The organism is Flammeovirga pectinis (assembly GCF_003970675.1).
Classification (GTDB): domain Bacteria; phylum Bacteroidota; class Bacteroidia; order Cytophagales; family Flammeovirgaceae; genus Flammeovirga; species Flammeovirga pectinis.
On record NZ_CP034563.1, the window covers coordinates 772,813 to 798,172 of the forward strand.

At 31.8% G+C, this 25,360-nt stretch carries 18 protein-coding genes and 1 rRNA gene; 15 read left to right on the forward strand and 4 right to left on the reverse strand.

The window, feature by feature from the left end; translation table 11 throughout:
• The first annotated feature begins 249 nt into the window (after positions 1-249).
• From EI427_RS23195 to EI427_RS23215, 5 genes are all read left to right on the forward strand, one after another.
• Positions 250-918: a VOC family protein gene (locus EI427_RS23195; protein WP_126619534.1), complete on the forward strand. Its 669-nt coding sequence runs from the start codon at positions 250-252 to the stop codon at positions 916-918.
• 156 nt (positions 919-1,074) lie between these two features.
• Positions 1,075-2,691: a mechanosensitive ion channel family protein gene (locus tag EI427_RS23200; RefSeq protein WP_126619536.1), complete on the forward strand. Its 1,617-nt coding sequence runs from the start codon at positions 1,075-1,077 to the stop codon at positions 2,689-2,691.
• Between the two features lie 528 nt (positions 2,692-3,219).
• Positions 3,220-4,245, forward strand: a complete 1,026-nt coding sequence (locus EI427_RS23205) for a hypothetical protein (protein ID WP_126619538.1) — start codon at positions 3,220-3,222, stop codon at positions 4,243-4,245.
• A 351-nt stretch (positions 4,246-4,596) separates the two neighbouring features.
• On the forward strand, positions 4,597-7,692 hold the full coding sequence (locus EI427_RS23210; RefSeq protein WP_170178593.1) for a SusC/RagA family TonB-linked outer membrane protein: 3,096 nt from the start codon (positions 4,597-4,599) through the stop codon (positions 7,690-7,692).
• 13 nt (positions 7,693-7,705) lie between these two features.
• Positions 7,706-9,373, forward strand: coding sequence for a RagB/SusD family nutrient uptake outer membrane protein (locus EI427_RS23215; protein ID WP_126619542.1), 1,668 nt, complete (start codon positions 7,706-7,708; stop codon positions 9,371-9,373).
• 704 nt (positions 9,374-10,077) lie between these two features.
• On the opposite strand, the gene EI427_RS23220 is transcribed toward EI427_RS23215, so the two are convergent.
• Entirely contained in the window at positions 10,078-12,030 is a 1,953-nt protein-coding gene (locus EI427_RS23220; RefSeq protein WP_126619544.1) for an acetoacetate--CoA ligase, read from the reverse strand.
• 157 nt (positions 12,031-12,187) lie between these two features.
• On the reverse strand, positions 12,188-12,796 hold the full coding sequence (locus EI427_RS23225; protein WP_126619546.1) for a DUF975 family protein: 609 nt from the start codon (positions 12,794-12,796) through the stop codon (positions 12,188-12,190).
• Between the two features lie 143 nt (positions 12,797-12,939).
• On the opposite strand from EI427_RS23225, the gene EI427_RS23230 reads away from it, so the two are divergent.
• The 7 genes from EI427_RS23230 (at position 12,940) to EI427_RS23260 (ending at position 18,777) form a co-directional block, all read left to right on the forward strand.
• A complete protein-coding gene (locus EI427_RS23230) occupies positions 12,940-13,134 on the forward strand; it encodes a hypothetical protein (protein ID WP_126619549.1) in 195 nt (64 codons plus the stop codon).
• A 124-nt stretch (positions 13,135-13,258) separates the two neighbouring features.
• A complete protein-coding gene (locus EI427_RS23235) occupies positions 13,259-13,771 on the forward strand; it encodes a hypothetical protein (RefSeq protein WP_126619551.1) in 513 nt (170 codons plus the stop codon).
• A gap of 184 nt (positions 13,772-13,955) precedes the next feature.
• Entirely contained in the window at positions 13,956-16,448 is a 2,493-nt protein-coding gene (locus EI427_RS23240; RefSeq protein WP_126619553.1) for a TonB-dependent receptor plug domain-containing protein, read from the forward strand.
• Positions 16,449-16,604: 156 nt separating this feature from the next.
• A complete protein-coding gene (locus EI427_RS23245) occupies positions 16,605-17,078 on the forward strand; it encodes a hypothetical protein (protein ID WP_126619555.1) in 474 nt (157 codons plus the stop codon).
• 77 nt (positions 17,079-17,155) lie between these two features.
• Positions 17,156-17,488 carry a hypothetical protein gene (locus tag EI427_RS23250; protein WP_126619557.1) on the forward strand — a complete coding sequence of 111 codons (333 nt, stop codon included), beginning with the start codon at positions 17,156-17,158 and terminating at the stop codon, positions 17,486-17,488.
• Between the two features lie 312 nt (positions 17,489-17,800).
• Positions 17,801-18,268 carry a hypothetical protein gene (locus EI427_RS23255; RefSeq protein ID WP_126619559.1) on the forward strand — a complete coding sequence of 156 codons (468 nt, stop codon included), beginning with the start codon at positions 17,801-17,803 and terminating at the stop codon, positions 18,266-18,268.
• A 281-nt stretch (positions 18,269-18,549) separates the two neighbouring features.
• Positions 18,550-18,777, forward strand: coding sequence for a hypothetical protein (locus EI427_RS23260; protein ID WP_126619561.1), 228 nt, complete (start codon positions 18,550-18,552; stop codon positions 18,775-18,777).
• Positions 18,778-18,819: 42 nt separating this feature from the next.
• Here the strand turns inward: EI427_RS23260 and EI427_RS23265 are convergent, their stop codons facing one another.
• Positions 18,820-19,401: a hypothetical protein gene (locus EI427_RS23265; protein WP_126619563.1), complete on the reverse strand. Its 582-nt coding sequence runs from the start codon at positions 19,399-19,401 to the stop codon at positions 18,820-18,822.
• A 247-nt stretch (positions 19,402-19,648) separates the two neighbouring features.
• Between EI427_RS23265 and EI427_RS23270 the strand changes: the two genes are divergently transcribed.
• The gene (locus EI427_RS23270) at positions 19,649-20,152 is read left to right on the forward strand and encodes a hypothetical protein (protein WP_126619565.1); all 504 of its coding nucleotides are present in this window, start codon (positions 19,649-19,651) and stop codon (positions 20,150-20,152) included.
• Positions 20,153-20,501: 349 nt separating this feature from the next.
• Here EI427_RS23270 and pdxY read toward each other — a convergent pair whose 3' ends face one another.
• Positions 20,502-21,356, reverse strand: a complete 855-nt coding sequence (gene pdxY / locus EI427_RS23275) for a pyridoxal kinase PdxY (protein WP_126619567.1) — start codon at positions 21,354-21,356, stop codon at positions 20,502-20,504.
• Between the two features lie 222 nt (positions 21,357-21,578).
• Between pdxY and EI427_RS23280 the strand changes: the two genes are divergently transcribed.
• Together EI427_RS23280 and EI427_RS23285 are read left to right on the forward strand one after the other, a co-directional pair.
• On the forward strand, positions 21,579-23,090 hold the full coding sequence (locus EI427_RS23280; RefSeq protein ID WP_126619569.1) for a SulP family inorganic anion transporter: 1,512 nt from the start codon (positions 21,579-21,581) through the stop codon (positions 23,088-23,090).
• Positions 23,091-23,793: 703 nt separating this feature from the next.
• Positions 23,794-25,318: ribosomal RNA gene (locus EI427_RS23285) — 16S ribosomal RNA — on the forward strand.
• Positions 25,319-25,360: the final 42 nt, after the last annotated feature.

The following is a 25,360-nucleotide window of genomic DNA, read 5'->3' on the forward strand; positions in this document are numbered from 1 at the left end:
ATAATACATCATTTACCCCTCTAGCAGTATTAAAATGATTGATTTTATTGCCGTAAACGTAATAATGTCGTAATGAAAATGAGTCGATGTTGTAATAAATAAGCCTGTTTTAGTTATTCAATTATTTTTAAGTGTAAGTTGTATACTTTAGTGTAAAGCTTAAGAATACTACATTCTTTCAGTATTTAACTTTTATAAAGAAAATTGTATATTTAGTAGCACCTTAACTTTAACTATTAACCTACTGAAATGGAAATTAAAAAATTGGTATTGTTCTCTTCGGATATAACAAAACAAAAAGCGTTTTATCAAGATGTGCTAGGCTTTAAATTGGCAGAAATTAAGAGCGATTATTTTAATTTTAATATTGGAAATTCTTTGTTGGAATTTAGGGTAGGATCAACCTATTCTCCGTATCATTTTGCAATTAATATTCCGGCATATAAAGAAAAGGAAGCAGTTCATTTTTTAAATGATAGATTGAACGTATTGTCTTATAATAAACAACTAATTCAAGATTTTGAAAATTGGAATGCTAAGGCAGTATATTTTTATGATGCAGATAATAATATTGTAGAATTTATAAGCAGAAGAAATTTAAAGAACTCTACTACTAAAACATTTGATTTAACGCAATGTTTATCTATTTCTGAGATAGGTATTGCAACAACACAATTGGAAAGAACATTTGAATTTTTTAATAAAATGAATCTTAGTATTTATGATGGTTCTTTCGAGAAATTCTTAGCAGTAGGAGACGAAGAAGGATTGTTTATTTGTGTACACCCAGATAAGAAAAAATGGTTTCCGACTGATGATAAGATTCACAAGTCTAATTTTATTGCTTGTATTAGTATAGAGAACTGTAATTATAAAGTAATATTTAATCAATCAGACTTGTCTGTTTTGATAGAATAAAAAATTGAAAGTAAGATATAGAAAATAGCAAACAGAATAGTTTTTTTGAATAAAGTCAGATTTTACCAAACTAATTATTAATACAAAACGTATTACTTTTAATTGAGGAGTAGCCTTTATTAGCCCATATTCCTTTTATCAATTATTTTGTTATTTATGAAAAATTTTAGCATTCTGTTTGTCTTCATATTATCTTCTTTAGTTGGATTTAGTCAAAAAGAAGAATCTGATAAAGCAGATAAAATATTAGAGAGCTTTCCAAACGATCATGATTTCTATAGATTTCACTCCAAAGATGGGGTTGAATATTCTCTAAGCTCACCTTATCACGCATTCCATACTCACCTTAATTTTCTAGACGAAGGAGATTTCCATCCAGATGTTGCTGCAGAGGCATTTAATCCTGCATTTTGGAGTATAGAACGGAGAAAGGAACTAGCTACAGAATTAAAGTTAATTTATAGATCTAAAGGTATCTACCCCTATAATGTCGATCTATCTCTCCAAAAAGATTATCTCGATAAAAATACAAATACACACAGATTTACTATTTCTAAGGATCTCCAAGATATTTATTTAGTAAGGTCACCATCAGGCAAATGGCATTATTCAAGGTTTTCAACGGGTCAGATATCTATTATATTCAATAATACGTATCCTAGTTATTCACAGAAATTTGTAAAATTTATTACAAAAATAAAAGTTGGTAACCAGATGTTGTTTGGTATTCGTCTATGGCAAGTAATAGGATTAATTATAGTAGGCTTATTATTGGTTTTAGCATATTGGTTGTCAAAATTATTGTTATCTGTTGTATTAAAAAGAATCCTTTCGGATAAACATGAGGAGTATTTTTTATGGAAGGTTATCAATGCTTATGAAACTCCATTAATGTTAACAATACTATCAGCAACCTATTATTGGATAATTCCTTTTTTACTTTTAAATAACTCATTGTCGTATTTTTTATCAATGAGTAGTAAAGTAGTTTTTGGTTTATCATTAATGGTGCTTTTGTATCGTACTCCTGAATTATTTGTATATCAACTTACTTTTAAAAGAAATAAAAATCATTTTAATTTTAATGAACAGTTATCCCCAATATTAAAATCATCATTAAGGATTTTAGCTTTAATTATTGGTATTGGAATTGGACTTAAATTATTAGGTTACAATGTAAAAAACCTTGTTGCAGGTATCTCTGTAGGTGGTTTAGTAATTGCATTTGCAGCACAAGATACCGTCAAGAATTTTATAGGGTCTATAATGTTGTTTACGGATCAACCTTTTAAAGTAGGTGATTATATATCTGTTGATAATTTAGATGGAATAGTGGAAGAAATAGGGTTTAGAACTACAAAAATTAGAACTTTTGAAGACTCTGTAGTTGTGATCCCAAACAGTATGGTTTCTGACAATAAAGTGAACAACAAAGGCAAAAGAAATTTTAGAAGATACATGACTACCATTTCTATAACATATAACACACCACGTGAAAAAATAGAAAATTTTGTAAATGGAATTAGAGATATAGTTAAAAACCATCCGCTTACAAGAGAAGATCATTATCATGTTCATTTATATGAATTTGCAGCTAGTTCTTTAGATATTTATTTTTATACGTTTTTTAAAACAAATGATAGAGCTGTAGAATTACAATCTAGAGAAGAAGTAATGTTGGCTGTAATAAAATTATCTGAAGATTTGGGGGTTGAATTTGCATTCCCTACACAAACACTTTATTTGAATAAGGATTCTGAAAATGAAGAATAAAAAAAGGTAGAATATTTTTAATCAATATTCTACCTAAAATCTTTAAAATTTAAAACCGTTTCTGTTTATAAAACCTACGGCCATTAGTTTGCTGTGGAATGTTTTAATGTACTGATTATTTTGGTATATAACCACTTTTCCATTCTCATATTTAATCTCAAAATCACTGGTTTTTTTAGTTTTATTTTCCATTTGTAAATAAAAAAGACCTCAATAAAATTAGTGTTAAGCTTAAAACGAATATCGAATAATGAAATTTTAGATTATAGTTTCGGGCGTTAAAGTATCTTTCTTAAACGTTAATAAGGGTAAACTGAGTAAGTTGAATGTGTATTGAATATTTCAGCCATTTTAATAAAATCCATCTATAGAGTATCAAAATTACCCTTTAAATAGGTTGTGTAGTATTTCTGTAGAGTAAATGTTGAATAAAAATAGAGGAGTTGTGAGTTAATGTAGAGGTTAAATAATAGGTTTTTTTAGCTTAATATGAGTCATTTGTATTAATAACAAACCTCTGAGCACACTATGAAATCATCTATTCTAATTCTATTCACATTACTTTTATTTCAAATGCAATTTGTCTATTCACAAGTTGTAGAATGTGATGGTTACAGTTTTACTGATCCAGATAATCCATCAGATTTAGATTACTCCTATTCAAGAGAAGTAAATATAGGTTCTACAACCATGGTATTTAATGCCTTAAAGGATGGAGTTGCTGAAGATAACATTGGAGGTAATAAGTATGTTACTTTTTATAAGTGCCAATCTGATGAAAATGATTGTTTAGATCTAGGTGATTATGTCGGTTATAATATGATAGATAATGGAGACGATTCTTGGACGCTTACTTTAGGTACAGAGTTAGATGAGGATTCTCGATTTTTTTTTACATATAGTGTTACTAGTGGAGTCGATCATGATAATGGGGCACAGACTTCTGCTTTTGATGAAGGTCTAGTACATAACTTTACAAATTGTAATATTACTGTACCAGATGATATTGAATTACCAGTTGAGTTAATTTCTTTTACGAGTAAAGTTGAAAACGATTTAATTATTTTAGAATGGCAAACTGCATCAGAACAGAACTCATCTAAATTTGAAATAGAAATAAGTACAGATATGAAACATTTTACTAAGATTGGTGAAGTTAAATCGGCCGGTAATAGTAATATATTGATTGATTATCAATTTTTTGATTCAATGATTAGAGTAGGAAGAGTATATTATAGATTAAAACAAATTGATTTAGATGGTAAATATGAATTTTTTGGACCATTAATAGTCAATACGTCTAAAGCAAATGATTTAAAACCAATAATAAGATTGAATGCAAATCAATTTTCATCATTTGTTGTTGGGGTTAATAATGACCAAAACTATAAAATAAACGTCTTTTCTTTGCAAGGAGAATTAATTTATAGTAAAAATAAAGTGCAAGGGCAACACGAAATCAACTTGACTCAAGAGAACAAGTTCTTAATTTTACATTTTATACAAGGGAGAGAAATAAAAACAATGAAGATAGCAGGTGATTTTAAATTTTAGAGTAATTAAAAAATTTTAAAACTGACATTATTTATTGTAATACCTGTTAAAATTACATTTTTTTAAATGTAGAGTAATGAATTTCAACAAAGTGCACTGTTTGTGTATTTTGTTGAAATTCATTGTTTTATATTGTTTTTTTTGAGTGATAGTTAGAAAATTAACATTCGTTGGTGAAGTTGTGATTTTACACTTATAGTACTTAAAATTGCATGAACAAAAAATAAAAAAGCTAAACCTAATTTATATCTGCAGATTAATTACTTAGCGTAATCAGTAATTTTTTAAACCAATTTTATGCGTACTAAACCAATACAACTAATACAGTTCCTGGTCGCGTCTATACTTTTTATGGGTACATTATTATGTGCACAAGATGTATCAGCACAAGGGAAAACTATATCTGGTAATGTAACAGATATTACAGATGGAATGCCACTTCCTGGAGTTAATGTATCTATAGAAGGAACTTCGACAGGTACGATAACAGATTTTGATGGTAAATTTTCTTTACAAGTCGGACCAAATGATAAAAAATTAATCTTCTCTTTTATTGGGTATGTCCAAAAAATAGAAGCTATTGGTACAAAAACAACTATCAACATTTCTTTAGATGAAGATGTAGAGCAATTAGAAGAAGTAGTTGTTGTGGGTTATGGAGTTCAGAAGAAAAGTGTTGTAACAGGTGCTATTGCTTCAGTTAAATCTGAAGAAATTACAGAAACACCTGTTGGTAACGCGGCACAGTCTTTACAAGGTAGAACACCAGGTGTTTTAGTAACAAATGTTTCTGGCCAACCAGGTGCTGGTGTTGATATCCGGATTCGTGGTACGGGTTCTAACGGAAACAACACTCCTTTATTTGTAGTAGATGGAATGCAAATGGATGATATCAATTTCTTAAATCCGAATGATATTGAATCTATGGAGGTCCTTAAAGATGCTGCATCTTCTGCAATCTATGGTTCTAGAGGTGCAAATGGAGTTGTAATGATCACAACAAAAAAAGGTAAATCTGGAAAGTCTACTGTAACTTATGACGGGTATTATGGTGTACAAAATGCTTGGAGAGAATCACCTCTATTAAATGCTCAACAATACATGACGTTACATAATCAAGGTGCTGTTAATGCAGGAGGTAGACCAATTTATTCTGATGAGCAAATTGCAAACCCAGCAAATGATACAAATTGGCAGAACGAAATATTTCAATCTGCACCAATTCAAAGTCACAGTATTTCTTCTTCAGGAGGTACAGAAAGTTCTAACTACTTGGCAAGTTTCGGTTACTTTGGTCAAGATGGAATTATTGCTCCAGAAAAATCACAATTCGAAAGATATACCTTCCGTTTAAACACTTCTCATAAAGTATCTGAATCTGTAAAAGTTGGTGTAAATGCTACTTTTGTGAGAGAAGAAAGAAGCGGAATTGAAGAAAATCAACAATTTGGTGGATCAATTCAGAATGCATTATTACATGATCCATTAACGCCTGTATATGATTATACTAGAGACAATGAATACGATGCTTACCCAGTTAAACCAGCTTATAACCCTAACCATGTAAATCCTATTACTGGAAACCAAGGGTCTTATTATGGTATCTCTGATCGTCAGCTTAGAGAAATCGTAAACCCTGTTGCAAAAATCCATAATACGTATGAAGATAACATTACAAACAAATTTATAGGCAATGCATTTGTCGAGGTTAAACCTGTTCGATTAAAAGGACTTACAGTAAAAACAGATTTTGGTGTCGATGTGGGATCGTGGGCAAATAGAGGATATTCTCCAGAAGTTTATTATAACTCTGTTAATCAAAATGCAGCAAGTTCAGTAAATCAAAGTATGGGTGAATACAGTACTTGGCAATGGGAAAACACAGCCATGTATGAATTTAAAATCAATGACGATCATAAATTTAATGTACTTGGCGGTATGACTATGCGTCAGAGTACAGGTACAGATTTATGGGGTTCTAGAAATCAACTTCAATTACCAGGTTGGGACTACGGATATGTAGGAAATGGCTCAGATGATAATTCTCAGAAATCAAATGGTGGGTTTTACGACCATAGGTTAATGTCTTTCTTTGGTAGAGTGGGGTATGATTATAAAGAGAAATACCTTTTAAGTGCAACAATGCGTTATGATGGTTCTTCAAACTTTGGACCTAATAATCAATTTGGATTCTTCCCTTCAATACAAGCTGGTTGGGTATTATCTAACGAAGATTTCTTAAAATATAATGAGACCGTTAACTTCTTAAAAGTAAGAGGTTCTTGGGGTAGAGTTGGTAACGAAAATATTCCTCCGTTTGGATACCTTTCAGCATTTGGTAGTACACCTTCTTATCCATTAGGACCTAATGGCGTTCCTCAACCAGGGTATGGTTTAACAAGAATGGCCAATCCAGATTTACGTTGGGAAGCAGCAGCAGAATTTAACGTTGGTATTGATGTAGGTTTCTTTAATGATATGTTACAAGCAAATGTAGATATCTACTCAAGAGAACGACAAGATCTATTAGGGAATAAGCCAGTACCTGATTATACAGGCCAAGAAGATCCAATTACGAACTTGGGAACAGTAAGAAACCAAGGTATTGAATTGGCATTAACGTATCAAAATAATGAAGGAGAATTTAAATATTCTGTAACAGGTAATGTAGCTTATAATGATAATAAGGTAACTGAGGTAAATAATTCTGATGGATTTATTTTTGGGGATGGCTTACATAATACTGTTGGTAACATGGCAATGGCAACCGGACACTCTTTACCTTTCTTTTATGGGTTTAAAACTGATGGAATTTTACAAACAGAAGCCGATGCACAAAAGTATAACGAAATGTACGGTATGAATGCTAAACCAGGTGATATTCGTTATATGGATACAAATGGTGATGGTGTAATTGATGAAAATGACAGAACTGATATTGGTTCGCCGGTACATAGTTGGTCGTATGGTTTAACATTACGAGCGGAATATAAAGGATTCGATTTCTCTATGTTCTGGCAAGGACAAGCAGGTGGTCAGATGATGAATGCTTCGACGCGCCAAGATTTAATTTCTGAACAAAACTACAATACACGCTATTTAGATAGTTGGACACCAGATAATGGATCGAATACAATGCCTCGTTTTACACATGACGATACAAACAATAACTATTTGTGGATGAATGATATGGTGCATATAGAAGACGCATCTTATTTAAGATTAAAGAACGTTCAAATTGGTTATACTTTACCAAAAGTAATTTCACAGAAAGCAGGAATGCAACGTCTAAGAGTCTACGTATCTGGTAATAACTTATTGACATTCACAGATTATTCAGGTTTAGATCCAGAAATGGGACATGGTGGAGCAATGGGTTCTGGTTTTGATATGGGTTCATATCCTCAGGCTCGCTCGTACTTAGTAGGTCTTAACATAACATTCTAATCGAACTTTCATAATGAGAAAATTTAATATATATATATCAACCATTTTGATGCTATTGATTACTGCATCATCATGTAATAAATTCTTGGATATCGATCCAAAAGATTCACAAGACCAAGATTCATTTTTTAGAACATCTACAGAGGCTAGACAAGCTTTAATAGGTACATATGAATTACTAAGAAATGATAACCTAGATTGGCAAGCTATGCCGATGGCACTTACTGCAGATGTAATGTCTGATGATGTGTATACAGGAGGTTCTAATGCTACAGATATGCTGGGTTGGCAACAAATGGCAAGGTTTGATGCTAGAGCAATTGGAGATCAAGGTGCTAAAACTTGGAAGAAGTGTTATGTTGGTATCCAAAGAGCAACAACGCTTTTAACAAGCTATGATAAAATTGATTTTAAGGCAAGTGAAGCTGAATTAAAGAATAATATTGAGGGTGAAGCTTTGTTTCTTAGAGGGCACTATTATTTTGAAGTGTTGCGCTATTTTGAAAATGTACCAATAGTTAGAACTACTTTGAATGGTAGTGATTGGGAAGCTGTTGAGCAGTCAACACCAGATGAAGCGTATGCATATGCAGCCAAACAAATGCTTGACGCTATTCCATTAATGTCAGAACAACATCCTGAAAATGATTTAGGTAGATTGACTAAATGGGCAGCAAAAGCAGAATTGGTTAAAATGTTTATGTTTTACACTGGGGTATATCAAAAATCTGAAATGCCAGTAGAAGATAGCAATGCATTTACACAACAAGATGCTGTAAATATGTTAGAAGAGATTATTACAAAATCTGGAAAAACATTATCTACTAAGTATGAGGACTTGTTCAATCAGAACGGTAATTTTAATCAAGAAGTGCTTTTTGAAATCTGTTTTGCCAATACAGGAACTGGTGATTGGTCGCATAATAAATTAGGTAACTACCAATGTACAATGGCAGGGCCTAGAGGTCACAATTCTAATACATTAGCACAAGGTTGGGGATTTGGATCGCCAACTAGAGAGTTAGAAAACTTATTTGTAGCAGGTGATACACGTAAGGCATCAACAATAATTTATGCTAAAGAACTTGTAGATAAAGAGCAAGAAGACTACGAAGGAGAAGATCCATTTTCTCCTAATTTAGAATGGCATTATACCTATACAGGTATGTTCACTTATAAATATACTACTCATGCTTACCGTAGAACAGATGCAGGTACACCAGAATTAAATTATGATCAAAATTACCATTATATACGTTTAGCAGATGTTTATTTAATGGCAGCAGAACTTAATTTAGTTACAGGTAACCAAGGTAAAGCAGATGACTATGTAAATAGAGTGAGAACAAGAGCTGGGTTAACGCCTGTAACTGGTGTTTCTATAGATGATATTTTTACGGAAAGAAGACTTGAGTTAGCAATGGAAGGGCATCGTTATTTTGATGTGTTGAGAAGAGGGCTTTCCTATGCTAAACAAGAACTTGATGTTAGTGGATATACTTTAACACTGCCTACCGATGAGGAGGAGGAATACATGAAAAATGGACAAAACTTAACTGGTGATGTTGGAAACCCTGTAGATTTTGAAGTAAACTTTGATATGGGAAAAAGAGGTTTTCTTCCTATTCCACAAAGAGAACTTGATTTAAATGCTGGTTTTAAACAAAACACTGGTTATTAAAGAGATTAAACTTGATATAAATAATTAGACAAATAGACTTAAAAGTGGGTGTTCAATAACACCCACTTTTTTTGTTTTAAAAACCACTTAATTACAGTTAATTCTTTAGCAATTAGAGTGTTATGATTTTTGATAAAAGAAGTAGAATTGAAGCATTCTTTATTTTCTATTTTAGACATTTATTAATCTCATTTATTATTGATAAAAAAAGGCTATATTTTTTGTCATACTTCTATTTCAGTTGTCTTTAGTGTGTAAAAGGAAAACATAAACAAAAAGAATATTTAGAAACCATGAAATCATTTTTCTTATTATTATTTGCAATCTTTATTATGAATGTAGCAATAAAAATTGATGAGAAATCAAATAAGTCGTACAAATCAGTTGAACTAACAATAACTAATGAAAGTACATTGTTATTCTCAGAGTAAGTACAGTTATTTAAGAGCTTAGAGTGGTTCTATTCTTTTAAAATTCTGATAATAAGACAGGTAACAAAGTGTTAAATAGTTTCAATTCTTTTTAACACATCATCTATAAAATATGTCGTATAATTACATTAGTAACATTGTTACATAAAGTGTTAGTAATAAAAATTAATGTAAACGACCTGAAAATATTAATTAGTTAAGCTATAAGTTGAAAAGGCTTCACATTCTATGTGAAGTCTTTTTTAGTTTCAATTTTTTGTACTAGTAATAGAATTATTGATCAGTTTGTAACTCTTTGATATCTTTAAATAAATTTAAGGCTTCTGGGTTCTGTAAAGCTGCTGTGTTTTTTACCTCAATACCATGTACTACATTTCTTACAGCTAATTCTACTATTTTGCCACTCCTTGTTTTAGGTATATCATTTACTTGAATAATTTTTGCGGGAACATGCCTTGGAGTCGCATTTTTCCTAATGATATTTTTAATGGAATGAATAATAGTTGTGGTTAACTCTTTATTATCTTTTAAAATGACAAACAAAACAACCCGACAATCGTCTTTCCAATCTTGACCAATAGCTATGCATTCCTGAACTTCTGGAACTTTAACAGCTTGTCTATATATTTCTGCTGTACCAATTCTAACTCCACCAGGGTTTAATACTGCATCTGAACGTCCATGAATTATTAATCCGTTATTCGTCGTCACTTCAGCAAAATCTCCTTGTGCCCAAACATTATCAAAGTGTTTATAATAGGCATTATAGTATCTCTCATTATTGTTATCTTTCCAAAAGCCAATAGGCATTGATGGAAATGCTTTTTTGCAGACAAGTTCTCCTTTTCCATTAGGTAAAGATTCGCCTTTATCATTTACAATAGCTAGATCAAAACCCAAGCCTTTGCATTGCAATTCTCCTGCATAAACTGGTAGAGTAGGGTTTCCAGATACAAATGCACCAATAAGATCTGTTCCTCCAGAAATTGAAGATAGTAGCACATCATTTTTAATAGAAGAATAGACATAAGTGAAATGTTCTGCTGCTAATGGAGAACCTGTAGATAAAATTGTTTTTAAAGAGCTTAACTGATGCGTTTCTTTTGGTATTACATTTAATTTTGATAACGCTCCAATGAATTTTGCACTAACACCAAAAATTGAAATTTTCTCCTCATCTATTAAATCAATTAAAAAATTATGATTTGGATAAAATGGACTTCCATCAAAAAGTACAAGAGTTGCACCGCAAGCTAAACCACTTATAAGCCAATTCCACATCATCCATCCACAAGTAGAATAATAGAAAAACACATCATTTTCAGAAATGTTTGTATGGAGTAAATGTTCCTTTTGATGTTCTAACAAAACCCCACCAACTTTATGAATAATGCACTTTGGTTTTCCTGTAGTACCAGAAGAATACATAATAAATAGTGGAGCATTAAAAGGCAATTGCTCAAAAGTTATTTCAGTAGCAGCATTATCAATATAGCTTTCCCAAGTAACTACTTTATCAATTTTAGATGGAGTGTGATTATCATTAAAAAAATCGAAGACTATAATTTTTTCTAGACTTGAAATACTTTCTGAAAGGGATTTTAATTGTGTAAAGCAACTATGTATTTTACCATTATAAGAATAGGCATTTGCTGAAATCAGAAACTTTGGTTCAACTTGACCAAACCTATCCAATACTCCTTGAAATCCAAAATCTGGACTGCAAGATGTCCAAACAGCACCAATAGAAGTTACTGCGAGCATACTTACTACAGCTTCAATACAGTTGGGAATATAACCCGCTACTCTATCTCCTTTTTGCAAGCCATCTTTTCTAAATTGGAAAGCGAGCTTACTTACTAAATCATATAATTCTTTATAAGATAATTGCTTTCTACCTCCATCTTCCATTCTACCAATTAAAGCAATATGGTTATCTCTTCTTCTTAAAAGATTTTCTGCATAATTTAAAGTTGCTTCAGGAAAAAAATCAGCAGTATATATAAAGTCATTTTCTATATAAAAAGGAGGGTTTCCTTTATCACCAATAATAGATGAAAAATCCCAAAGAGTAGACCAAAAATCGCTAAGATTATTGCAACTATAACGATGTAAATTGGCATAATTGTACTCTTCTTTTTTAAATACTTTTTCTGCAAATTGAAAAATGTTAGTAGTGGCTATAAACTCGTTTGATGGAGTCCATAGTGGTTTAATAGTGTTCATGTGTTTATTGAGTATGTAGTGTTGTTTCGTGAGTCAAGATAGTAATCATTTTGATAAGATTGAAAGGCTTATCAAATAACATAAAAAAATCCTCTTAATCATTAAGATCAAGAGGATGATTTATCTACCATTAAAATAGGTATAATGGTAGAAATTATTAATACTGTTCTACATAAACATTATCTCTAATGTCATCGTAAAATTTAGCCATTGTTAAGTTGTAATAAGGCGATAAAATGAAAAAGCCTATACCTAAACTTAGTAAGCATAATAGAAACCATCCAAAGAACCTTAGTGCTAAAAGAAGTAACTTTGTTTTGTTACCGCGCATCATTTCTTTACTTAATTGCATGGCCTCCCAAGCACCCATTTCTTCGTTATCAGATAAGATAAAGTAAGTTTGAGAAAACATTAAAGCGACAATAATACCAGGTATAACAAAGAAAAGAGATGCTAAGCCAACTAATATTCCCATTAAGAGATTGGCTAGGATATTCTTTCCTATAGAATTAAATCCTTGGAAAATTTGGCCAAATTCCGGTTCATGACCTCTAGAAAAATTAAGACAATATCTACTTACTCCAAAGCTTAGAGGGCCAATCACAAAGATATTTATTAGTGAAATAGGTGTTTCTGGTGATATATAAGAACCACCAGAAACCAAAGATTGGAATAGAATAGGTACAGCACAAACGGCTAAAATAGATTCCCATCGCCCTTCAAGATCTTGTCTTGATTGACGCATTAATTCAGCATTCTCAGTCATTTTTAAATTGAGATTATAGTAGAGTTGATTTTTAAAGTTAAAACGAATTTAAACTAAATAATTGATTTATAAATAGAAATATGAATCTTACTTTATTTTAAAAAACTATATTTGCACATATTATTTATTTACCTGAATTTTTTATGACTACCAAACTTAGAACCTTAGTAGAGGTATCAACATTTTTTTTAGTATTGATTTCTTTTGAGAACAATGCAGATACTCATTGTGCAACAAAAGGTGCATTTATTAATGATGTTGAATTATATATAGGACCATCCGAAATTAAAATAATCAAATATCCTTTTGAAGGCCCTTTATTATTTAGAAATAAATAGCTGCTGATTTCCCATTTTTGGAATGATAGTTGAATAGTTCAAAATATAACCTTTTTAATATTTTTTTTGCTTTTTCATAGGTGCATAAAGTATGTGCTGTACTGTTTAATTATTTGATTAAATTATGAAAAGGATTCTATTTTTACTGTTTGTACTAACATCTTTTGGGTTACAATCAAATGCTCAAAATTCTAAAAGATTCATGACTGGTAAGCATCCTATAGGTGTTACTGTAGGTGGTGCCATGTGGGATCAAACACAATTAAAATTAAGTGCTTATGCATTTAATGTTTATTTTTCTTATGCTTCTAATTTAGAAAGCACAGGAGGGAAATTAGCAGAAGGACAAGCTGATGTTACTTCTCTTGGTAATTCTAGATTGGATAATTACCATATTGGGGCAATGCTTAGAGTAGTTAATACAGATTTGTATGGTTTATATCTGATTCCCCAAATTGTAGTATCTAATTCGAGTGCACTTTACAAAACTACAAATGGAGATATTATTAAAGATAGTCCAATTGTAGAGTATGGAGCCGGTATAGACCTAATGTATGTAGATAGAAGTGGTTTTACTACACAGTTTGGCCTAGCATCTAATAGTGGTATTTCTATACAAGTAGGCTATTCTTTCTAAGAAAGTGTGAGTTACTTCTTAGCTTTAAAAGGAGTAACTCATATTTTTTATAGTGTATTGGTACTATTACTTTCTTTTTTATTGTTCAAAAACTATATTTAAGTAGGGTTACATTCATCTAGTGCGTAACCATATATCAATCTAAATAATTAAACCTCTTTAATTCAGTACCATTATCGACGTTATGTCACTACTAATAAGATTTTTATTTATACTAACTTTTATTTTATGTTCCTCAATTTCTGCGTTTACACAAACAATTGTTGTAAAGAATATTACAGGTGGTGTAATAGAGGGAGTCTTTATAAAAGACGATAAGGGAGGAAGCGAACTATCTAATAAAGATGGAGAATTTGAATTGCCAAAACAGGGTAACTTTTTTACATTTTCGCATGTTAACTATAGAACAAAACAAGTTTCAAGAAAGCAATTGATTCATATAGGAAGTACTACTTTAGAAGATAATATTATGTCTCTCGAAGAAGTAATTATAGGTGCTAATAAATGGGAAGAAAAAGCTTATGAAGTACCACAACAGATTGTAAATATTCAGCCTTCCGAAATAGCCTTCAATTTACCACAAACAGCTGCAGATATAATTGCCAATACAGGTGAAGTATTTGTTCAAAAAAGTCAGATGGGTGGGGGTAGTCCAATGATTAGAGGTTTTGCAGCAAATCAAGTATTATTGGTAATTGATGGAATAAGAATGAACAACGCTATATACAGGGGGGGGAATCTTCAAAATATTTTAGCAATTGATCCAAATTCAATAGAAAGTGCCGAAGTAATATTTGGACCTGGTAGTGTAATGTATGGAAGTGATGCACTTGGAGGGGTAATGGATTTTCACACTAAAAACCCAGATTTTTCACATCAAGATAAAACAATTATTTATGGTGATGCTATGCTTAAATATAACTCTGTAAATAATGAAAAAACTGGAAATATTAGGCTAAATATAGGAGGTAAGAAGTTTGCTTGGAATGGTAGTTTAACATATTCTGCTTTTGATGATTTACAATCAGGTAGTTGGTATAGAACTGAAGATGATAAATTTGGGCAAAGAAAATTTAATGTAATCAATAGAAATTTTGATGATATTATTTTACCAAATCAAAATTTAGAGAAACAGATACCATCTGCTTATAATCAAATAAATACACTTCAAAAATTTAGTTTTAAACCTTCTTCAAGATTAAAACTTCAGTATAACTTTTTATTTTCTACTACTTCTAATGTTCCGAGATATGATAGGCTTACAGAACTAAATACAGTAGATAATGTAAATGGTGAAGTAATAGATGTTACTTCAGAAGATATTACAGCTGTAGAAACTGATTATTTAGTTACACCTTATGGGAATACAACTCCTAAATTTTCTGAATGGTACTATGGTCCACAATTCTGGATGATGAATTCAATTCGGATGGATTATATTTTTGATGGAAAACTAGCTGACGATATGCGAGTAATTATTGGGCATCAGAGAGTAAAAGAAGATAGACACAACAGAAAGTTTAAAAGTGATAAAAGAAGTAATAGTTTTGTTAAGGTTGATGTTTTTAATATTAATATTGATTATACTAAAAAATTAAATCAGAAGGTAGATTTATTTTATGGTTTAGAAGGTATAACTAACAAAGTTGATGCTCATGCAAATTCTGAAAACATTTATACCGGAATAACCGAACTAGACTTACCTAGATATGCTGGAGGTGGAAGTTTTTATACTACTGCAGCAGGCTACATTTCCGCAAAATATCATTTTAATTCTAAACTAGTAGGAACGGCAGGGGTACGCTATACGCATACAAATATCCAATCAGACTATACAGATGAGGCTTCTAAAGAACTAAATTTACCATACGATCATTTTATTTATAATGTTGGAAATATAACAGGAAGTGCTGGATTGGCTTTTCATACAGCTAATTGGCAGTTAAATACACAATTTGCAAAAGGGTTTAAAGCACCAAATCTAGATGATATTGGTAAAGTTTATAATCCATCTAAAGATGATTTAGTTATTCCGAATCCTGAATTAAAACCAACAGATGTATATACTATCGATGCTACTATTGAAAGAAATATTGGAAATGTTTTACGCATAGGAGTAAACGTGTATTATTCTTGGCTTAAAAATGCAATGGTTCGCCTGCCTACAACTTATCAAGGCCAAGATTCCATTACTATTGACAATGAAAAATATGCAGTTTTATCTTTACAGAACACTGGAGATGCCAGAATTTGGGGTTTCTCATCTACAATAAAAGCAATTTTGAGTAAGTCATTCTCACTGAATGGAAGTTATACATATACTTATGGAATTGATTTAGAGAATAATGAACACTTACGTCATGTACCTCCATTTTTCGGAAAAGTTGGTATTGAATACCAACATAAGAATTTACATTTAGCACTTAATAATCAATATAGTGGAGGGATTTCTTTCAATAATTTAGCACCATCAGAGAAATCAAAACCATATTTATATTCGCATGTAGGTGCTTTAAGTTGGTGGACCTTAGGTTTTAAATCGAGCTATCTAGTAAAAGAACATTTATCAATAAATTTAGCTGTTGATAATATATTTGATCAAAGTTACAGAACATACAGTTCTGGTATTAATGCCGCAGGTAGAAGTTATGTTATTGGTTTGAGAGGATTTTTCTAAATATTTAAATCATTGATAATAAGCTGTATACTATTTAATATTCAGGTACTGAAAAATTAATTTCTTTTTTTAGGTGACATTTTATTGATAGATATATTAGTTAATGTAAGCAGAAAACGCTGCATTATTTATCTCTAAAAAATAAAAAGTATTACAATGAAAAAGTTATTTACATTATTATTCTCTATCGCAATTTTGAGTTTTACAAGTAGTTCATTTGCTCAAGAAAAAACTAGTGGAGGTGGAAATTTTAAAGGCCCTGGTACATTAAATATTGGATTCACATCTGGATTTAGTAATAATACTTTGGGTTTGATGGCAGACTATGAAATTGCTCAATTAGGGAAAGACTTTACCGTTGGTGCTTATGTAGATTATAGATCTTGGAGTGGAAAAGGGAGTTCATTTGGAGCAGGAGCAAGATTTAGATGGTATGCTGATAGAGTATTAAATATTCAGAACCCAAAATGGGATGTCTATGCAGTTGGTGATATTGGATTTCAATTTGGAGAAGGAAGTACACTAGGCTGGGGAATTGGAGTAGGAGCCAAATACCATATCACAGACAATTTTGGTATTCAAGGAAACATAGGTACAGGCGCTCAAATAGGTGTTTGTATTGGACTATAATTACCAATCAATTCTACTATTATACTTACAAGAGGATGAATTTTCATCCTCTTTTTTATTTCTAAATAGATCATAATATGAAACAAATCATTCTTATATTCTTGTCCTTCATTTTTATTCAGTTGTCAACATATGCAGACGATTACCCTAAGGAAGTAAAAGTTAAAGATAATACTGCTGTTATAACGATTTATACAATAGAGTCACAATATCTTCAAGAGTTACAAAATCTTGATAAGCAAGTTACTATTAGCAATGATAGAGGTGTGGAAGTAACTATGTATTCTGATGGAGAACAGAATGCAGCAGTTGTTAAATGTGGAGCTAAATATGGTGTAGTGAGGTTTGAAAACAATGTTGATTTCGAAAAAACGATCACTGATTTAATAGAAGTAACACATGAAAATTAATTTACTGTGGTGATATTTTGCATCAAATGATATTACTAAGTGAATAAGTTCTTTTAAAATAAAATAGATAAAAAATGGAAATTCATTCAATAACAAAAAGAGTATTTTTTAAAGTTTTTCAATATTTAAGTATGTCAGTAGGTACTGTTGCACTAATGCTTTTAATTGCTTCAGGAGGACAGGTATAGTGTTATAAATAGAGAAGTTAATTCTATCCATTAAGTATGATAGGTACAGGAAATACATGTTCTGTGCCTTTTTATTTTTAGAATCAAAATATACCCTGTTTAAAATTTGTTTAGTAAATCATTTATGAAAAAACTATTCTTCTCATTCTTCCTATTTATAATTTCTCTTCTGTCATTTGCCCAAAGTAAATTAGATCATCAAGAGGCAAAAGATTATGTAGAATATTATATTTATGCTTATAACATAGATACTCCAACTAAAGTAAATCAATCTATTGTTAGCGATGGTGCATACTTATCAAATACAGATATTCATTTTGATTACACTGTTTTAATTAACCCTAAAACTGATTATATAAAAGGTAAGGAGTTTGATACATTGTTATTAAAAATTGCAAATTCTAATAAAGAAAGATTAGCATTGTTAAATAATGAATATACTTCCAATTATGATATAGTTGTAAGCTATTACTTTGAAGATGATAGTTGCTTAATGATTTATGAGAATACAGATCACCTCACTAAAGTATGCTACTATAATGCGGATAAAAGTTTGGTTAAAACATTAAATATTAAGAACAATAGAGGTTGAAAATGGAAGGTTTGCATTGTAATGCGACAAAATCTCCAATGGCAATTTTTGACTTTGCCGCATGAATGTACAATTGCATATCAAAGTTATTGATTGGAACTTGTAATCCAAACTGTATAAATTACGTTTTATGATAACAAGATGAAGTTGAAAGGTTTAAGTATTGATATTTTTATATTTATTAGACATTTTTTTAAAGATTTATGAAAATAAATCTAATTTTTAATATACCTAGTACTACTATTCTCGTATAAATAGCTACAACTAAACACAACTTTACCATGACAATTCAGAATAAATCTTTAAGAATAGTGAAGGCATTAACGCCTAATAGTAGCAGGTCTATTGAAAGTTTAGCTATGGAATTAGGCATTGCAACTACAAAAATTGAAGAAAGTAAAATTGCTTATACTTTAAAATATAATGGTTTAGTTACTGTTAATTATTATGATGATGGGACAATGATCTCATTAACTGATGAAGGCGAGCAAGTAATACCATTTATATAATACATCAAGTTACACAATAGATGTAACTTGATGTATGTCTTTTTATGTTAAGAGTGGTTTCTTTTTGATAAATAAAGATTTCACTTCTGCATGAGGATAGATAGTATGTCTCTTTCCTTCATAATCTTCAGTATCAAAAAACATAATTTTACCATTTGCTCTTTGTTTGATTTTCTTAGGTTTACCACTTTTGAAAGATAAAACATCTCCTTTTTCATTCATACATAAAAAAGGAAGCCTTTCAATTGGTAGATATAATCTATTTAAATATACAAACCTCTTGGGAGCATAATTGTAAACCTGTTTTCCTTTTAAAGGAACCCATTTTAAATTTTCAACACTGTTATCATAAATGTCGCCATTAATATGCCACACTTTATTTTTTTTTGTATCAAAAACAGGAATAAAAGTTTTGCCAACTAATGTATGCACATAAGCAGTACTCTTTAGTTTTTTATCTTCTTTAATCCTTTTAAGTGTCACCTTTAGTTTACCAGTTACATTGCACTTATATGCTTTTAGAAAACAAAAATTTGCTTCTTCAAAGTCATTTTTCTTCAAAACATAACCATCTAAATTGATTACATAATCTTCAAAAGATGGAATTTCTCTAAATTCTCTCATTGATAGTGGCGGGTCAACAAATAGTTGCTAAAATCGTCTTAATAAAATTAGAATATTACATTGTTTATAATGTTATTCAAAACTATTAATAAAACTGTTTATTTAGCTATGTATTTACAGTTCTTAACCATAATTTCTATATCAATAAGTGTTTTTTAACGGAATCGTTACGATTAAAAGGTAATACCTCTTCATTTTGATAGAGAAGATTGTAATTTTATTTTATAAAAAAATAGAAAAACAGATTATGGAGGTAATTAGAAATAAAGAGGAAAGAGATATTTTTATTCAAAAAATTCTAAAAGAAAATAAGAAAGAGTGGTTATATAATGAAATTAGGACTAACGATAATGTTTATGGGAATAAATTAGCTTGGACACTTACGGCACTATGTGAAATTGAAAACGATTGGTTTGGTAAATATACTGCAGATATAATAGAATGGCTTCCTACTTTTAAAACACAAGGAATAAAAAGATCACTTTTAAGAAGTGTTGCCTCTTTACCTTTATCAGAGGAAAAAGAAAGTGAATGGATTGATTACTGTTTTGATATATTATTAAATCAAAAATCAGATGTAGCAGTAAAAGTTTTTGCACTAGAATTATTAGGTAAATTTTGCGAACGTTATCCAGAATTAATTGGTGAATTAAGAATAGCAATCGAAAATGGCAGACCTTTTTATACAGCAGCTCTTTTGGCAAGGTCTAAAATGGTTTTAAGTAAATTATCAAAAATTGGTATTTTTTAAGATAATTGTTTGAACTACAGTAAGTAGTAATCGTATACTGTAATATAACAAACAATAAAACTATGGTAAGTATAATGAGTACAGTGTTATTTATGTTTGTATTCTTAATCGGACTTTTTTCATCCGTTTTAAAAAGTAAACATACCATTGAAGGTTTCGCGTTAGTTGCTTCAATAATTATGATTTCATTTATTATTAATAAATTATTTGGCTTAATATAAATCTATTATGATATGTATTTATGTTGAATTAGTAAAGAAATAACTTCAATTGAGTAAAATCAGTTGAAGTTATTTTGTTTAAAATATTTGAGAAATTTACCATTTATCCTAAGACTAACTTTTTTAGTTTAGCAATTCTCAGAAAAGAAAAGAACTTTATCAACTAAAAAATAACTTCTACTACCAATTAAATCAAGTTCTTTTTTATGTTGCTTAGCAGTAGCATTAATTAAGTTGTACATAGTTGTAACAGTTTTTTCAAGACAATCTACCATGGCTTCTCCTTTAAGAAAATTAGAAAGTATCATAGCTGCAAAAACATCACCTGTACCATAAACCTCTCCTAAATTGATTTTTGGATTATGAATAATATGAAAACCATCTCCATCATATAATAATATACTGAAGTTATTTTCTGGAGTTTCTTTTAGTTCTAATGATGTAATTAAAACATATCTAGGTCCTTTTTCGAATAAATCTTTAGCTACTTTTTTAGCATCATTCAATGTTTCAATTGTTGAATTACTCAAGTATTCAGCTTCGAATTGATTTGGTGTGATAATATCAGCTATTGATATGATTTTATCTTTGTAAAGAGGAGGGACATCTTCTGCTATATAAAACCCTGCTTCTTTATCCCCCATTACTGTATCACAACAAAATATTGCATTTTCGTTTTCTTCTTTAATATCTCTAACAATATTATATACAACTTCTCCAGTGCCTTTACTACCAAGGTATCCTGCAAGAATTGCATCACAATCTGTTTTTGGGATATTATAAAAGACACCATCTAAAACATCTTTTAAATGTGTTGGTGTAAAAACTTGACCAGTACATTTTGGATATTGTGTATGCCCCGAAAACTGTACAGTATTTAAAGCCCAAACTTCATGACCACTAAGTTGAAGAGGAAAAACAGCTGCAGAATTACCTACATGCCCATAAGTAACATGAGATTGAATTGATAAAATATTTTTCATAAATCCTTGATAGGTTTGATATTTTTAAGTTTTACTTAAATAATTTAATCAAAATGTTACAAATATGTAAAAGCAAAAGCTACTTTTTTCAGTAAATAGTAATCATGACCTTTTTAAGGAACTTTTTGACCTCAAAAGTAAAAACTTAATTGATTATTGTAAGTACATATATATACAATTAATACTAAAATCTACACAAACATATATTAAATCTACTGAAATATGAGTAAGGATAAGGACTCCGTATTGTCAAATGTAAAGCATGATTTTCCTGCTAGTATAGTCGTTTTTCTTGTGGCTATGCCTCTTTGTTTAGGCGTTGCTTTAGCGTCAGGTGCTCCACTATTTTCTGGAATAATTTCTGGAGTGATAGGAGGTGTAATTGTTGCATCTTTGAGTGGCTCTTCATTAGGAGTGAGTGGACCTGCAGCTGGTTTAGCAGTAATTGTTCTGCATTCAATCGAAAGTCTAGGTTCTTTTGAATCATTTTTATTAGCAGTAGTTATTGCAGGTGTTTTTCAGATTGTACTTGGTGTATTGAAAGCGGGTGTAATTGGCTATTACTTCCCATCTTCAGTAATAAAAGGAATGCTTGCAGGTATAGGTATAAATATAATTATTCAGCAAATTCCTAATGCTTTAGGAGTAGCAAACTTTTCTAGCATTAATATTACAGATATTTGTATTGGAACAACAATTTTAACAGTAGTTTCTGTAGCTATATTATTATTCTGGGATTCTAAAACGGTAAAAGAAAATAAATACTTAAAGGTTGTTCCTGGTCCTTTATTAGTTGTAGCTTTCGGTATAATTTACGAAATAGTTACAGTAGGAGATCCTGTTTTTGGATTAAAAACAGATCAATTAGTGGCAATACCAATAACTAATTCATTTACTGGCTTTATGTCGAATTTCTCTATGCCAGATTTTTCGATGATAACTAACCCTGAGATTTACACTATTGCATTAACAATGGCTGTAGTTGCAAGTTTAGAAACACTTTTGTCTACAGAAGCAGCAGATAAATTAGATCCTCAAAAAAGAAGAACACCTATGAATAGGGAGTTAATTGCACAAGGCGTAGGTAATATGATTTCGGGTTTAATCGGTGGTTTACCTATTACTCAAGTAATAGTAAGAAGTTCTGCAAATATACAATCTGGTGGTAAAACAAAACTATCAGCAATAATGCATGGTATTTTATTATTAATCTGTGTTGTTTCAATACCTGCAATTTTAGATTTAATACCCTTAGCATGTTTAGCGGCAATCTTATTAGTAGTAGGATTTAAATTATCTAAACCAGCTATTTATTTAGCAATGTATAATAAAGGTTGGGCATTATTTATACCTTTTATAATAACAATTTTAGGAGTTGTTTTTTCCGATCTACTACATGGTATCGTATTAGGTCTAGCTGTATCAGTATTTGAAATAATCTGGAACAACTTAAACGAGTCATGTGATGTTTCTATTGGTGAACAGGAAAATGTTGATCAAAATACACCAATGAGAATCGAATTACCTCATCAGGTGAGCTTTTTAAATAAGGCGAATATAATTTCAACATTAGAAAGTATACCTCATAACACAAATGTTGTTATTGATGCTACTCATAATAAAACTGTTCATATAGATGTTCTTGACATAATAGAAGAATTTTTAAAAAATGATGCAATAGATAAAAACATATCAGCAAGTATAAACTACCCTCAAATTGTGGCTAAAGTTTAATTAGTATTTGAAGGTAATATAGTCGATACATTAAGGTTTTCTAAAGTAGGGCTGTGATTATTAATTACAGTCCTTTTTTATAGTAAGCAATAGCCATAATTGAAGATTGTCATTTTAGTGTTGATTTTACATCTAAATTGCATGATTTAATTGTTTGGATTTGTTTTGAAAACCTCTTTCGTACAAACCTTGCATTTAATTAAAACGCGCTTACCTTTGCACTCCCCTTACAACGGTAGGGTCTTTAAAAACATGATGCAGTAGGTAGTTATATAAACCACCAAATGATTTAAGAGCGTAAAACTTATCAGTTTCCAAATAAAACAAAATAAGTATTGCATATTAAATTTCCTTTCTTACCTTTGCACTCGCTTTCAAACGGAGAGCCGCAAAAGAGTAATGAGAATGAGATTTAGACACCTCTAAAAATATTTCAAATTAATTGAAAAAACATTTGGAAGTTTAAACTAAAATATCTTACCTTTGCACTCGCTTCTTTAGAGAGGTGATCAATAAAACAACGGTTTTATTGAAATTAGAAACTGAGATTCAGTTCATTAAGCTCCGGCTTAAACGTTCTTTTGATGTAATGAGAAAGTAATTATAAGATCAGCGAAAGCGGATCCTAATAAAGTTAATTCTTTTAAACAGTTCGTAGAGACAGGTATAAAACATTGATCATTTATTTGATCTAAAAACTCTTACAACGGAGAGTTTGATCCTGGCTCAGGATGAACGCTAGCGGCAGGCCTAATACATGCAAGTCGAGGGGTAACAGGAGTGCTTGCACTTGCTGACGACCGGCGCACGGGTGCGTAACGCGTATATAACTTGCCTTTGTCTGGAAGATAGCCCGGAGAAATCCGGATTAATATTCCATGGTATCTTAAGCTCGCATGAGTTAAAGATTAAAGATTTATCGGACAGAGATGGATATGCGTCCCATTAGCTAGTTGGTAAGGTAACGGCTTACCAAGGCAACGATGGGTAGGGGTTCTGAGAGGAAGGTCCCCCACACTGGCACTGAGATACGGGCCAGACTCCTACGGGAGGCAGCAGTAGGGAATATTGGGCAATGGAGGCAACTCTGACCCAGCCATGCCGCGTGAGTGATGAATGCCTTCGGGTTGTAAAGCTCTTTTGTATGGGAAGAACCACATTCTTGCGAGAATGTCTGACGGTACCATAAGAATAAGCACCGGCTAACTCCGTGCCAGCAGCCGCGGTAATACGGAGGGTGCAAGCGTTGTCCGGAATTATTGGGTTTAAAGGGTGCGCAGGTGGCTTTATAAGTCAGAGGTTAAAGACCGGGGCTCAACTCCGTGTTTGCCTTTGATACTGTAAGGCTTGAAATACGTATGGGTAGGCGGAATTCCTCATGTAGCGGTGAAATGCACAGATATGAGGAGGAAGACCGAAGGCGAAGGCAGCTTACTGGGCGTTATTTGACACTGAGGCACGAAAGCGTGGGGAGCGAACAGGATTAGATACCCTGGTAGTCCACGCCGTAAACGATGAGAACTCGACCTGTGTGGTGTAACCATGCGGGTCCCAGCGAAAGCGAGAAGTTCTCCACCTGGGGAGTACGCTGGCAACAGTGAAACTCAAAGGAATTGACGGGGGTCCGCACAAGCGGTGGAGCATGTGGTTTAATTCGATGATACGCGAGGAACCTTACCTGGACTCGAATTCGTTTTGACAATTCTAGAGATAGAACTTTCTTCGGACAGAATGGAAGGTGCTGCATGGCTGTCGTCAGCTCGTGCCGCGAGGTGTTGGGTTAAGTCCCGCAACGAGCGCAACCCCTACTTCTAGTTGCCATCAGGTTATGCTGGGGACTCTAGAGGAACTGCCTGCGCAAGCAGAGAGGAAGGCGGGGACGACGTCAAGTCATCATGGCCCTTACGTCCAGGGCAACACACGTGCTACAATGGTAGGGACAACGGGCAGCAAGCTAGTGATAGTAAGCGAATCTCGAAAACCCTATCCCAGTTCGGATTGGAGTCTGCAACTCGACTCCATGAAGTTGGAATCGCTAGTAATCGCGCATCAGCTATGGCGCGGTGAATACGTACCCGGACCTTGTACACACCGCCCGTCAAGCCATGGAAGTTTGGTGGGCCTGAAGATGGTGGCCGTAATAGGAGCTATTTAGGGCAAAACAAATAACTGGGGCTAAGTCGTAACAAGGTAGCCGTACCGGAAGGTGCGGCTGGAACACCTCCTTTTGGAGCCTTGTGCTTTACGAACCGGGATCTGCTTTTGCCGAG

Excerpts from the sequence above, each read along its gene's own strand:
- EI427_RS23235 (WP_126619551.1), top strand. The coding sequence starts at position 13,259 with ATGAAAAGGATTCTATTTTTACTGTTTGTACTAACATCTTTTGGGTTA.
- EI427_RS23240 (WP_126619553.1), top strand. The coding sequence starts at position 13,956 with ATGTCACTACTAATAAGATTTTTATTTATACTAACTTTTATTTTATGT.
- EI427_RS23245 (WP_126619555.1), top strand. The coding sequence starts at position 16,605 with ATGAAAAAGTTATTTACATTATTATTCTCTATCGCAATTTTGAGTTTT.
- EI427_RS23210 (WP_170178593.1), top strand. The coding sequence starts at position 4,597 with ATGGGTACATTATTATGTGCACAAGATGTATCAGCACAAGGGAAAACT.
- EI427_RS23200 (WP_126619536.1), top strand. The coding sequence starts at position 1,075 with ATGAAAAATTTTAGCATTCTGTTTGTCTTCATATTATCTTCTTTAGTT.
- pdxY (WP_126619567.1), bottom strand. The coding sequence starts at position 21,356 with ATGAAAAATATTTTATCAATTCAATCTCATGTTACTTATGGGCATGTA.
- EI427_RS23230 (WP_126619549.1), top strand. The coding sequence starts at position 12,940 with ATGACTACCAAACTTAGAACCTTAGTAGAGGTATCAACATTTTTTTTA.
- EI427_RS23250 (WP_126619557.1), top strand. The coding sequence starts at position 17,156 with ATGAAACAAATCATTCTTATATTCTTGTCCTTCATTTTTATTCAGTTG.
- EI427_RS23280 (WP_126619569.1), top strand. The coding sequence starts at position 21,579 with ATGAGTAAGGATAAGGACTCCGTATTGTCAAATGTAAAGCATGATTTT.
- EI427_RS23265 (WP_126619563.1), bottom strand. The coding sequence starts at position 19,401 with ATGAGAGAATTTAGAGAAATTCCATCTTTTGAAGATTATGTAATCAAT.
- EI427_RS23260 (WP_126619561.1), top strand. The coding sequence starts at position 18,550 with ATGACAATTCAGAATAAATCTTTAAGAATAGTGAAGGCATTAACGCCT.
- EI427_RS23195 (WP_126619534.1), top strand. The coding sequence starts at position 250 with ATGGAAATTAAAAAATTGGTATTGTTCTCTTCGGATATAACAAAACAA.
- EI427_RS23225 (WP_126619546.1), bottom strand. The coding sequence starts at position 12,796 with ATGACTGAGAATGCTGAATTAATGCGTCAATCAAGACAAGATCTTGAA.
- EI427_RS23220 (WP_126619544.1), bottom strand. The coding sequence starts at position 12,030 with ATGAACACTATTAAACCACTATGGACTCCATCAAACGAGTTTATAGCC.
- EI427_RS23215 (WP_126619542.1), top strand. The coding sequence starts at position 7,706 with ATGAGAAAATTTAATATATATATATCAACCATTTTGATGCTATTGATT.
- EI427_RS23270 (WP_126619565.1), top strand. The coding sequence starts at position 19,649 with ATGGAGGTAATTAGAAATAAAGAGGAAAGAGATATTTTTATTCAAAAA.
- EI427_RS23255 (WP_126619559.1), top strand. The coding sequence starts at position 17,801 with ATGAAAAAACTATTCTTCTCATTCTTCCTATTTATAATTTCTCTTCTG.
- EI427_RS23205 (WP_126619538.1), top strand. The coding sequence starts at position 3,220 with ATGAAATCATCTATTCTAATTCTATTCACATTACTTTTATTTCAAATG.